Origin of the sequence: Campylobacter sp. RM10537 (assembly GCF_022369435.1) — a bacterium.
In the GTDB taxonomy this organism is placed as follows: Bacteria; Campylobacterota; Campylobacteria; order Campylobacterales; family Campylobacteraceae; genus Campylobacter_D; species Campylobacter_D molothri.
In genome coordinates, this window is the sequence record NZ_CP059597.1 from 606,123 (window position 1) to 618,053 (window position 11,931).

Consider the following 11,931-nt stretch of genomic DNA (forward strand, 5'->3'; position numbering starts at 1 on the left):
ATTGAATGATTTAAAACATCTTGCTATAGTTATGGATGGCAATAGACGCTGGGCAAAAGCTAAAGGTTTTTTGGCAAAGTTGGGTTATTCTCAAGGGGTAAAGACTATGCAAAAACTTATGGAAGCCTGTGTCGAGGAAGGAGTTTCTAATTTAAGTTTATTTGCTTTTAGTACTGAAAATTGGAATAGACCTAAAGATGAAATTGAATTTATTTTTGAACTTTTAGATCGTTGTTTAAATGAAGCCTTAGAAAAATTTGAAAAAAACAATGTCCGTTTAAGAGCTATTGGTGATTTAACAAGACTTGATCAAGTCTTAAGAGATAAAATTGCTTTAGTAGAAGAAACAACTAAGCATTGTGATAAATTGTGCGTTAATTTGGCCATTAGTTACGGTGCTAAAGATGAAATCGTTCGTGCTACACGTCGAGTTATAGAAAAAGGTTTAGAAATCAATGAAAAAAATATCAGCGATAATTTAGATTTGCCTTTAGATGTTGATTTAATGCTTCGCGTAGGAAATGCAAAAAGACTTTCAAATTTTTTACTTTGGCAATGCGCTTATGCTGAAATTTATTTTAGTGAGACTTTATTTCCTAGTCTTACAAAAAGAGAATTTAAAAAAATTATCAAAGAATACAGAAAAAGAGAGAGAACATTTGGAAGGTGAAATTTTAATTGAAGAAATTCTAAAATATATTTTTTTAATCATTTTAGGCTTTAGTTTAGGTTCATTTTGTATGTGTTTTTTAAATCGTTTTTGTGAAAATAAACCTCTTTTAAGTGCAAGATCTTATTGTTTTTCCTGCCATAAAAAACTTAGTATTATAGATCTTATACCTTTTTTATCATATATATTTTTAAAAGCTAGATGTAGATTTTGTAAAGAAAAAATTCCCATTGGTATATTTTTAGCTGAAATTTTAGGTATGGTTTTTGTTCTTATTGCTTATTTTTTTAGTAAAAATTTATTAGAATTTCTGGTTTTTTCGTTATATTTATTTGTTTTTTGGATGCTTTCTTATATAGATATAAAATTTAAAGCAGTTCCGCAAATATTGCTTTGGGTTTTGTTTTTTTTGGCCTTAATTTTTAAGCTAAATATCAATGAATTTTTTTATTTTTTTATCTTTGAAGATTTTAAAAGCGGCTTTTTAATACAAGCTTTTTCTTTTGCAGGTTTTTTATTTTTACTTAAAAATTTTACAGGCTATATTAAGAATTTTAGATCAAAAAATATACAAGAAAATTTAGGAGATGCTGATATTATTGTGTGTGCTAGTATAGCTGGAATTTTTGGCTTTAAGGAAAGTTTTATAATACTTTTTTGTGGAGCTTTATTGACTTTACCATTTTTTATTTTTTACAAAACAAGAGAATTGGCATTTTTACCTTTTATAAATATTGCTTTTATTGGCTATGTAATTTTTTTAATTTTTAATCAGGGATTAGCATGAAACTTGTTTCAAGATATATTTTAAATCAATTTTTAAGCACCAATCTTTCCATTTTTTTTGTACTTTTTAGCATTGTTTCTATGGTATTTTTTATCCAATTGGCTAAATTGACTTCAAGTATAGAAATCAGTTTCTTAGATTTACTTGAACTCTATAGTTTTATGTTGCCTAGAATTTTGATTTTTACTTTGCCTATATCTTTTTTTATAGCACTAACTTTGACTTTATTTAGACTTTCTAGAGAAAATGAAAGCATAGTTCTTTTTACTTTAGGATTTTCTCCAAAGGCCTTAGCTTCATTATTTTTGAAAATTTCTGCTTTAGTTAGCGCTTTAATGTTATTTACATCTTTAGTAATGATACCTTTGGTATTAGAACTTCAAGATAATTTTATTGATTATAAAAAAACACAGGTAAAATTTAATTACAAAACAGGAGAATTTGGGCAAAAATTTTTAGATTGGATGATTTTTATAGAAAAACAAGATGGCGATAAATATGAAAATATCGTTATGTATCATCCAAAAAGGATACAAAGCGATAAAGAGCAGCTTATCGTTGCTAAAGAAGCTACTGTGCAAAAAGAAAGTACAGGTTTTGCTTTTAAGCTTTCTAATGGAAAAATGTATAATTTTGAAGAATCTAAAATGCTTTTTACGGGAGAATTTGAAAATCTTACTCTAAATACTAAATTTAATAATGATAATTTTAAAATTAAAAAATTTTATGAATACTGGCTAGATATCAATTCCAACACAAAACGTGCCAAAGAATTTGTGATTTACACCACTATAGCACTTTTTCCATTGGCAAGTACGCTTTTTGCACTGTCATTTGGTATCGTAACTTATCGCTATGAAAAAGGTTTTATTTATGTAGGAATGTTTGGTGTTATCGTGGTTTATTTTGGACTTTTGAGTTTGTTTTATAAACCACCTTTATTAGCATGTTTTACCATTTTTATAGTTAGTTTTATCGCTTCGATGATTTGTTTTAAAAAAATGATTTTAAGTCGTTATTGATGAAATTAAAATTGATTTTTTCTTATGATGGTTCAGCTTTTTTAGGTTCAGCAACCCAACCGCATGGAAAAAGTGTCCAAGATGCCTTGCAAAAGGCTTTGGCTCATCTTGGAATTTTTTCTAAAATTCTAATGGCATCAAGAACAGATAAAGGGGTTCATGCTAGTTTTATGGTTGCTTGTGTTGAATGTGGGGATCATTTTAAAGATCTTATCTATCTTAAAAATCAACTCAATAAATTTTCACATCCTTATATACATATTAAGCATTTAAAATTTATGCCCTCTGATTTTGAAGTAAGATTTGATGTTAAGAGTAGGGAATATCGCTATATTTTTTATCATGGAAATTTTAATCCTTTTGTATCGCGATATGTTTATTTTTATCCAAAAATAGACATTAACAAAGCTAATGAAATTTTGAAATATTTTTTTGGAGAACATGATTTTAAATATTTTTGCAAAAGCGGAAGTGATGTTAAAAGCACAGTTAGAAAGGTATTTAAATCTCATGCTTATTCTTATAAAAATATGACTATTTTTCATTTTAGAGCCAATGGTTTTTTAAGAGGACAAATTCGTTTGATAGTAGCAAGTGTTTTAAAGGTTTTAGAAGGAAAAATGACCAAAGAGCAACTTATAGAGCAACTAAAAACTATAAAAAAGTATAATCATTTTTTAGCTCCTCCTAATGGGCTTTATCTTAGCAAAATCACCTATTAACTTTTTTGTAAAAAATAATAAAATTTATTTATTTAAAATAATAAAAAATTTTAATTTAATAATTTCAATTATATTTTATTATAATTGCAATTATTTTTAATAATAATATAAATTATTTTTAAAAATAACACTATAAAAAAAGTTAAAGCTATCAAATCAACCCTATAATAATACTAGCTTTAACTTTTTCAAAATCAATATATTGATTTAATAATATAAATTATTTCTTAAATATTTTTAGAAATAATTTTCAAGGAGAAATGATGAAAAATCAAACTTTATTCAATAGGGGGGGATCTAGAAAAATCCAATCCATCCTTTTCTAAAAAATTCTTATTTTCTTTAGCAACAGTTTCTGTTTTAAGCACCTGTGCTGAAGCTTCTATAACTGGTCCAGGCTGCAATGGCAGTAATTGTGCAACTATTTCTGATAGTAAAACCGGACAAATCACTATAACTGGCAATGGCAGTTCTAATTCCTTAACTATATCAAGTGGTGGAACCCTATCTAATGAAAATAATAAAGCTATTTATGCTCATGCAAAGGATAGTGAAACTCTGACTATTACAAATCTAAAAAATGAAGGAATTATAAATGGTAAGGTAAGTGTAGAAAATAGCAAAGGAAATTTTACAGGAACAATTACTGTTAATACTTTTGAAAATGAAGGTCAAATTAATGGACAAATTTATATGGGAATTTGGGGAAGCAATCAAGGAACTCTTACTATAGATAATTTTAATAATAGCGGAACTATAAAAGCAGATAATGGTAATGGAATTCTTTTTGAAGGAAATGTCCATATGGAAACTTTTAAAAATAGTGGGATGATACAAGCAAATAAAGCTATAGAGTTAAAAGGCGGAACTATACAAAATTTTACCAATGATTCTTCAGGAACTATACAAGGAAATGAAGTGGGTATAGTTATAAATTCACATATAAATACTTTTGAAAACAAAGGTCTGATAAATTCACCTGGAAATGGTCGGTATAATAATGGCATATGGATAAGTTCAGGTGCCAATATAGAAACTTTTACAAATAGTGGAACTATAAGTGGTGGAAATGGCATAAGAGCTCAAGGTGGAACTATAAAAACTTTGATTAATAGTGGAACTATAGTCAGCAGTGGTAAAGAATTAACAGGTGCTGGTATTAAATTGGAATCAGGTGGAACTATAGATAATATAATAAATACAGGAACTATACAATCTAACTCTTATGGTATAGCTGTATCTCATGGTAGTTTTGGAACACTTACTATAAAAGAAGGAGGTGTGGTTTATGGAGAAAAAGCAGGGATAATTGTAGGTCAATGGCAAACCCTAGGTGATTTATATATAGATGGCAAAAACAAAGAAAAAGATACCACAGTAAGCGGAATTTATAGCAACGAAGATGGAATTTTTTTAGAAAAATATTCACAAACTAAAAAGATAGAACTTAAAAATGGTGGTATTATAAAAGGTCTAGATAATGGTATAAAATTGGGTCAAGGAGCTTCTTTAAGTGGAGAAATGATTTTATCTGGCGAAGGCTCTAGAGTGGAAGGTGGAAGTGGTGCTGGTGTATCCAATGTAAGTGGAACAATAAGTGGCTCTATTAAAGTGGAGAATGGAGCAACCGTAACCTCTTCATCGGGTCAAGCTATATCTAACTCTGGTTCTGGAAGTATAATAGGCGGTATTACTATTAGCGGAGAAAATACTAAACTTGAAGGTAATATAATAAATACAGATAATGCTTCTATAGGTAGTGATATTAAAATAGAAAATGGAGCTAATGTCGAGGGTGGTATAGTCAATCAAGGTAATGGATCTATCTCTGGTTCTATTACAGTAGGTAAAGGTAGTAAACTTGATTCTATAGTCAATACTTCTACTTCCGATACAGGAATTTCAGGTTCTATTACCAATAATAGCGATAATAAACTAGAAATTTCTAATGGTGAAGGTGCTACTATAGGCGGCGGAATTGTAAATAGTGGTAATGGAACTATACATATAAATAATCAAGGAAGTATTGGTAAAAATGAAAGTGGAAGTAATATAACCAATAATGGTAATATAGTAGTAGAAGATTGGGTTGTTTCTACGGGAGATGATGGTAAATTAGAAGGTATTGTAGTAGGTGGAGATGGGGCTGATAAAGTAACTATAGATAATGTAACTATAGATCAAGGTGGACTTGATTTGGGAGAACTTGAAGATATAAGCAATATTGTTTCTGGGGTTAAACCAGGTCAAGTAGGTAATATAGGAATAAATGGAAGTGGAGAAATTTCTTTAGGTTTTGATCCTATTACTGGAAAATTATCAACTGATTTTAACCTTAATGCTTCTATAGCAGGAGCTACTTTTAGATCTTTGATTAATACCACTTCAAGAAGAGCTTCTTTTATAGATAGTGTTATGGGTAATTCTATGCAACATTTTGCATTTGCTAAACCTAATACAAGTATTGCTATGCAAGAAAAAGGTAATTTATATGCAAATGCAAGTGATTATATAAAAAATGATTTTAATAATGGAAGCTACGGTTATAATAAAGAGCATTCTTTATTTATCCTTCCTTATACTTCATCGCAAAATGTTGAGCTTTCTTTAAATGAAGAGAGTAAAGGGCATACTAGAGGAACTATTATAGGTTATTCTACCCTAAAAGATAGTGGTATATATGGTGTATATGTGGGCTATGAGGATACTAAAATGAGTTCGACTTATTTTGATATAAATAATAGATCTTATTATACAGGTTTAAAATACACTTTAATACCCTATTTACAACAAGCAAAGGGCAAGAAGTTTATTTAAAAGCTCAAGGTAAAACAGCTTTTATCAAAAATAAATTAAGTAAAAAAATTGGTAAAAGTGAAGCTGAGGCAAGTCCAAATTCTTATGCTTATGGTATGAGTGGAGATTTAGGAATGAATTTTAACCATGGGGATAATATCTTCTCTCCAGAAGCAGGTTTAGTTTATGAAGGAGGCTATACTGAAGCTTTTTCTATGATAAATACTAAAGGTCAAGCTACGGTTATGGGTGGAGAAAGAACCTATGCAAATTATTTAAATCTTTTATCTACAAGAACAAGTTTTACATGGTTTAGAGACTGGTTGCCAAATCTAAAAACCTCTATGACTTTAGGAGCTAAGTTTAATATCAATCCACAAGTAAAAGCTAAGGCTAGATTTGGCCAAGTAAAAGTAAAAGATGAGTTTTATTTACCAAGAGTGCAAAGATATGTAACTACATCTATGATTGTCCCTTTAAACAATGTTTTTTATTTTAGTTTAAACTATAATGGAATGTTTGATTCTAAAGGTGATACGCATACAGGATTTGCACAATTTAACTACATATGGTAAAAAATTATTATGAGAATTCTTAAAATTAAAAACAAATTATAAACTAGTGCTAACTAAATAATCATTTTAAGATAAAACCATTGATTTTTAATCGGTGGTTTTATTTATTATTTGCTTATTTTTATCTTACTTGATTTTATTTTTTAATTTTTGATTATTGTATCAATTTTTATAAAGCGGTAGTTCTCGCATAATACATTTATCTTGAACAAAGTTAATCCCTAATTCTTGACATTTTTTTTGTACTTCATCATTAAAAATACCAAGTTGAAGCCAAAAATTTTTAATTCTTTTTTTTATAAGGATTGGTAATAAATTAGCAGCAAAACTTCCTTTTCTAAACATCAAAACAAGATCTATTGTTTCATTGATATCTTCTAAATTTCTGTATATTTTCTCGCCTAAAACTTCTTCAAATTTAGGATAAATGGGATAAATTTTATAACCATTTTTTTGTAAATATTGAGCTACGATAAAAGATGCTTTATTTTTATCAACACTTAATCCAACTACGGCGATATTTTTTGTTTGATGAATTATTTTTTTAATATTTTCATCCATATTTTTTTCTTTATGATTTAGTAAGTAGTGTTGTACACTCTAAATGTGGAGTATTGGCAAATTGATCAAAAATAGCCATTTTTGTTATTTTATGTGTTTGATTTAATACCTTTAAATTTTCTTTAAGGCTTATGGGATTACATGAGATATAAATAATATTATCATATTGCTTTATCAAATCTATCACGCTTTTATCTAATCCTGCACGAGGAGGATCAACTAAAACATGAGAAAAATGAAAATCATCTAAATTAAATTGCCTTAAGCGAAAAAAATCTCTCTCTTTCTTTAAAGCTTGGCTTAATTCTTCGCTAGAAAGACGAACAAAATAAATATTTTTAACATCATTTAATTCACAATTTTTAAGAGCAAAATGGATATTGTTTTTTGAAATTTCAGTTGCTAAAATTTTAGAAAAATCATCAGCCAAGGCAAGGGTAAAATTACCATAACCACAATAAAGCTCAAGTAGATCTTTTTTAACCTCAAAAGCAAGACTTTCTTTGACCCAAGAAATCATTTTTTCATTGATAAAAGTATTAGGCTGAATAAAACAATCATTATTAAATTCATAAAAAATTTCTTTATCTCCTATCAAAAGACTTTGTTTTAAATTTTCACGATTAAAAACTAATTTTTTATTTTTACTTCTCGCAATTAAGTTACAGTTTAATTTAGAGCTTAAATTAGCTAGATCTTGATTAATGGTTTCTATATTTTTATGATAGAGTAGAGTGGTGCTTAATTCATGCTTTGTTGCTAAAAATTCCACTCCAAAAAGTTTTTCTTTTAAATTGATATTAGTTTCAATTTTTTCAAGTAAAATGGGCATAAAATCACAAATTTTTTTATCTGGAAAATCAATATTATCTATGATAATCTTTTTCTTGGTTTTTGGATCAAACATTGCATAATAAATTTTATGATTATCATGATAAAAAGAAAATTCGGCTCTAGTCCTAAAATGTTTTATTGGAGAATTAAAAAAATCAATTTCTCCATTATAAAATTCAAGAAAAAAATCTTTTATGAAAGAAATTTTTTCTTGAAAATCGATTATATTGCCAAATTCTTTAAGACTCATGGTAATTTTTTTCCTATTATCTTAAGCAATAAAGCAATAAGAATTAAATTGCAAGGTAAAACAATCCAAATACTAACACCTAAAGATACTGGAATATATCCTGTCAATAAAGAAATAGCACAGATAAATAAAGCATAAGGAATTTGAGTTTTTACATGCTCCATGTGATCACATTTTGCGCTCATTGAAGATAAGATAACATTATCAGCAATTGGAGAACAATGGTTTCCAAAAATAGCTCCTGTTAAAACACAACTAATATTAATCACTATATAATGATGCATAGCATTAGCATCCATTCCGCTAAGTTGTGCAATTTTATAGGCCAATGGAACAGCTAGAGGCATTAAAATTCCCATAGTTCCATAACTTGTGCCTATAGCAAAAGAAATGCCTGAAGCAAAAGCAAAAATAGTCGCAGGTAAAATATAATCAGGCATTTTATCTGCTAATAAACTTGTAATAAAAAGTGAAGTTCCAAGCTCTTTTACAATGCTTGAAAGTGACCAAGCAAGTAAAAGTAATATGATGGTAAAAATCATTGTTTTCCATCCATAAATCCATGTTTCAATAGCTTCTTTAATATTAAAAATTTTGCGATAAACCCCAATAAATATTGCTACAATACTTGAAAATAAAGCCGCTTGAAAAAGAACGACAGAAGAGTCAGCCTTTCCAAAAACCATTCTTAGGGTTTCAAAAGAAAGAGGATAAGCATCGGCCTTTTCTAACTCTTCTCCTGATAAAGCATTAAAGCCATTAAAATAAAAACCAAGTAAAGCAAGAATCATAAGAGTTAAAATAGGAATAATAGCATTAAAAACGCAAATTTTTATTTCATCCTTAGGAGCTAAAAATTGATCTTCCAATTCTGCTGTATCTAGAGTTTTAGATTTTACGATAGGAGCGATTTTTCCAGTAGTTATAGCGCGCATTTGTGCTTGATACATAGGACCAAATTCTCTTTTCATAATTGCTGTCATTAAAACAAAAAAGAGCATAAAAATATTATAAAAACGATAAGGAATGGTTTCTAAAAAAATACCAAAGGCGTTGATATTTTCGTAACCAATATCTTTATAAGCAGTTTTAATAAGAGAAATTTCTACACCTATCCAAGTTGAAATAATAGCAATACCAGCTACAGGTGCAGCCGTAGAATCGATAATAAAAGCAAATTTTTCACGCGAAATTTTAAATTTATCTGCCAAAGGACGCATGATAGGTCCAACTATTAATAAATTAGCATAATCATCAAAAAATATTAAAAGCCCTAAAAACCAAGTATTAACTTGAGCACTTACAGCAGATTTTGCTCTTTTTGCAAATTTTAAAGCCATAGCTTTTGCACCACCCATTTTGGTTACAAGTGCCACAAGTCCACCTATGCAAAGAATTTGTAAAATAATACCTGCATTGGCAGGATCTGAAGCAGAATTTAAAATAAAAGCAATGATTTTAGAAAATGATTCTACGGCTGTATTATAAAAATTGAGCAGTGAAAGGGAATGTTCTTTTAAGATATAAGTGGAAAGACTTAAAAGAAAAGTTCCGCTTAAAACACCCATAAAAAGAGACAAAATCACATCTTTAGTGATAAAAGCTAAAGCAATAGCAATAAAAGGAGGTATTAAAGTAAAAATTCCAAATAAATTAGCATTGGCTTCAGAAGAAGCTAAGCAAAATAGTGGCAAACAAATAAATAAAAATATTTTCATTGACTCTTCTCTATGTAAAAGCCATTCCAAGTTTGAGTGATTGGCATGAGTTCTATTTCATTGATATTAATATGCTCTGGAAGATTGATAATAGATAAAATAACTTTTGCAATATCTTCAGCACTAATAAATTTTGTATCTTTATAAACTTCATCAGCCTTTTCTTTATCACCTTTAAATCTTACCTCACTAAATTCTGTTTTGCATAAACCAGGGGCAATATTAGTAACTTTAATATTACTTCCGCGTAAATCATTTCTTAAAGCTTTGGAAAATTGTCCAACAAAAGCTTTGGTTCCGCAATACACATTGCCTCCAAAATAAGGATTAGTAGCTGCAACGGAGCCTAGATTAAAAATATAAGCATTTTTTTGCTTTCTAAGTATAGGAATTACAGCTCTAGCAATATACAAAAAACCTTTAATGTTTGTATCAACCATGGTTTCGATATCTTCTAAATTTAAACTATCAAATTCATCTTGTCCTAAGGCAAGTCCTGCATTGTTAATTAAAATATCAATTTCTTGAAATTCTTTAGGTAAATTTTGTATTTGTGAAAAAACCTTTTCTTTTTCGCGTATATCTAAAGCTATGGTATATATTTTTTCTTGAAATGTTTGTTTTAAAAGTTTAAGTCTTTCTTCGCGTCTAGCTATAGCTATAACTTTAAATCCCTCTTTGATCAAAGCTTTGACGCAAGCTTCACCAAATCCAGAACTGGTTCCAGTGATTAAAGCTGTTTTCATTCCAAACTTCCTCCGTAAAATAAATTTTCATTTGCTTTTAATCCAAGACTTTTAAGATAATTTGCATTTTCTTGTTTTCCTGCAGCTATAGCAAAATCAAGCGCATTGAAACCTAAATCATCTACATCATGAATTTTAGCGCCTTTTGAGATAAGCATTTTTAATATCTCAACATCCCCATAAGCAGCAGCATGCATTAAAACATTTTTTGAAGTATGTTCTAAAGCACAAAAGGTTATAAAATAAGGAGTGTTATCATAGTTATTAGCGCTTAAGGCTAATTTTTCATTATTGTTAATGTATTTTTTATTAACATCGGCTCCATATTGCAAAAGCAAGGAAATAATATCTTTTCGGTTAAATTCAATAGCATAAAATAAAGGAGTTTTTCCAAAAGCGTTGCTACTATTTACATCAGCACCTATATCTAATAAAAATTTAGTATTATCATAATTTTCTAACGCATAAAACAAAGCATCTTCATAGCCTTCATCAATTCTAGCACCATAGTGAATTAAAAGATCAAGTATGGGTTGCTTTCTTTGATTTAAAAGTGCAGCTTGCAAACCAATAGTAAGCTCATCTTTGCTAAGATTATTTTTAAAAAGAAAATCTTGTATATATTCTATAGAATTATTTTTATTTGAAACTACCTTAGCCAAAGGACTGATATCTTTATAAATCTTTGTTTCGCCTACAGCCCAATTTAAAAATTCATTTAAAGCATTAGTTGCATAATAAGTGTTACTTCCTTGATCAAAATTAAAATTATCTTGAAAGTATTTTTCCAAAGGATTAATAGCTTGATTATATTCTTGCCAAAAATCTCTATAAAGTCTAAAATTACCTATACTTTGATAGGCCCAATATCTAAAATAAGATTTTAAAATATCATATTTTTTCTCTAAGTTTTCTGGAGTGTCTAATTTTTTTTGATAAGATTTGGGATCAAGCGCTATTTTTAAAAGCAAAAAATCGAATTTTTGAAGTTTAGGTAAATATTCTATACCATTACAAGCACTATTTTCTCCACGAATTTCATTAGCTATTTTATAAAGTTTTTGAGTAAAAATTTGATTTTTTAAAGAGTCAGGGCATTTTGAAGCTATTTCAAGATGTGTAAAATTACTATTTTGTTCAAAAATTTGTGTTCTATTTTTTTTTATATAATCACAGTCTATAATATCTTGCGCCACTAAATTTATTAGTCCGCAAAACAAAATAAAAAATACTTTCAATTTTTTTCCTTT

10 protein-coding genes and 1 pseudogene are annotated in these 11,931 nt (G+C 28.3%); 5 read left to right on the forward strand and 6 right to left on the reverse strand.

Translation table 11 applies throughout. From position 1 onward, the window contains the following. Position 1 precedes the first annotated feature (1 nt). From uppS to truA, 4 genes are read left to right on the forward strand one after another with little or no spacing between them, the layout of a single operon-like run. Complete coding sequence (gene uppS / locus CMOL_RS03090) at positions 2 to 670, forward strand: polyprenyl diphosphate synthase (RefSeq protein WP_239820654.1); 669 nt, start codon at positions 2 to 4, stop codon at positions 668 to 670. 16 nt (positions 671 to 686) lie between these two features. After that, positions 687 to 1,457 carry a prepilin peptidase gene (locus CMOL_RS03095; protein ID WP_407927666.1) on the forward strand — a complete coding sequence of 257 codons (771 nt, stop codon included), beginning with the start codon at positions 687 to 689 and terminating at the stop codon, positions 1,455 to 1,457. Continuing rightward, positions 1,454 to 2,479, forward strand: a complete 1,026-nt coding sequence (locus CMOL_RS03100) for an LptF/LptG family permease (protein ID WP_200282163.1) — start codon at positions 1,454 to 1,456, stop codon at positions 2,477 to 2,479. The genes CMOL_RS03095 and CMOL_RS03100 overlap by 4 nt, the downstream gene beginning before the upstream one ends. Further along, a complete protein-coding gene (gene truA / locus CMOL_RS03105; protein WP_239820655.1) occupies positions 2,479 to 3,201 on the forward strand; it encodes a tRNA pseudouridine(38-40) synthase TruA in 723 nt (240 codons plus the stop codon). Before CMOL_RS03100 ends, truA begins: the two co-directional genes overlap by 1 nt. A 278-nt stretch (positions 3,202 to 3,479) precedes the next feature. Here the strand turns inward: truA and CMOL_RS03110 are convergent, their stop codons facing one another. After that, the gene (locus CMOL_RS03110; RefSeq protein ID WP_239820656.1) at positions 3,480 to 3,665 is read right to left on the reverse strand and encodes a hypothetical protein; all 186 of its coding nucleotides are present in this window, start codon (positions 3,663 to 3,665) and stop codon (positions 3,480 to 3,482) included. A gap of 229 nt (positions 3,666 to 3,894) precedes the next feature. Here CMOL_RS03110 and CMOL_RS03115 point away from each other — a divergent pair. After that, positions 3,895 to 6,572, forward strand: a pseudogene (locus tag CMOL_RS03115) (autotransporter outer membrane beta-barrel domain-containing protein). A 162-nt stretch (positions 6,573 to 6,734) separates the two neighbouring features. On the opposite strand, the gene CMOL_RS03120 reads toward CMOL_RS03115, so the two are convergent. Genes CMOL_RS03120 through CMOL_RS03140 form a run of 5 tightly spaced genes read right to left on the reverse strand, consistent with a single transcriptional unit; the run spans position 6,735 to position 11,919 of the window. Then, a complete protein-coding gene (locus CMOL_RS03120; RefSeq protein WP_200282170.1) occupies positions 6,735 to 7,133 on the reverse strand; it encodes a CoA-binding protein in 399 nt (132 codons plus the stop codon). Between the two features lie 10 nt (positions 7,134 to 7,143). Then, positions 7,144 to 8,217, reverse strand: a complete 1,074-nt coding sequence (gene trmA, locus CMOL_RS03125; RefSeq protein ID WP_239820657.1) for a tRNA (uridine(54)-C5)-methyltransferase TrmA — start codon at positions 8,215 to 8,217, stop codon at positions 7,144 to 7,146. Then, complete coding sequence (locus CMOL_RS03130; protein ID WP_239820658.1) at positions 8,214 to 9,935, reverse strand: Na+/H+ antiporter NhaC family protein; 1,722 nt, start codon at positions 9,933 to 9,935, stop codon at positions 8,214 to 8,216. The genes trmA and CMOL_RS03130 overlap by 4 nt, the downstream gene beginning before the upstream one ends. Next, on the reverse strand, positions 9,932 to 10,681 hold the full coding sequence (locus CMOL_RS03135; protein ID WP_239820659.1) for an SDR family NAD(P)-dependent oxidoreductase: 750 nt from the start codon (positions 10,679 to 10,681) through the stop codon (positions 9,932 to 9,934). Before CMOL_RS03135 ends, CMOL_RS03130 begins: the two co-directional genes overlap by 4 nt. Continuing rightward, on the reverse strand, positions 10,678 to 11,919 hold the full coding sequence (locus CMOL_RS03140; protein ID WP_239820660.1) for an ankyrin repeat domain-containing protein: 1,242 nt from the start codon (positions 11,917 to 11,919) through the stop codon (positions 10,678 to 10,680). The genes CMOL_RS03135 and CMOL_RS03140 overlap by 4 nt, the downstream gene beginning before the upstream one ends. Positions 11,920 to 11,931: the final 12 nt, after the last annotated feature.

Excerpts from the sequence above, each read along its gene's own strand:
- truA (WP_239820655.1), top strand. The coding sequence starts at position 2,479 with ATGAAATTAAAATTGATTTTTTCTTATGATGGTTCAGCTTTTTTAGGT.
- CMOL_RS03135 (WP_239820659.1), bottom strand. The coding sequence starts at position 10,681 with ATGAAAACAGCTTTAATCACTGGAACCAGTTCTGGATTTGGTGAAGCT.
- CMOL_RS03120 (WP_200282170.1), bottom strand. The coding sequence starts at position 7,133 with ATGGATGAAAATATTAAAAAAATAATTCATCAAACAAAAAATATCGCC.
- trmA (WP_239820657.1), bottom strand. The coding sequence starts at position 8,217 with ATGAGTCTTAAAGAATTTGGCAATATAATCGATTTTCAAGAAAAAATT.
- CMOL_RS03100 (WP_200282163.1), top strand. The coding sequence starts at position 1,454 with ATGAAACTTGTTTCAAGATATATTTTAAATCAATTTTTAAGCACCAAT.
- CMOL_RS03130 (WP_239820658.1), bottom strand. The coding sequence starts at position 9,935 with ATGAAAATATTTTTATTTATTTGTTTGCCACTATTTTGCTTAGCTTCT.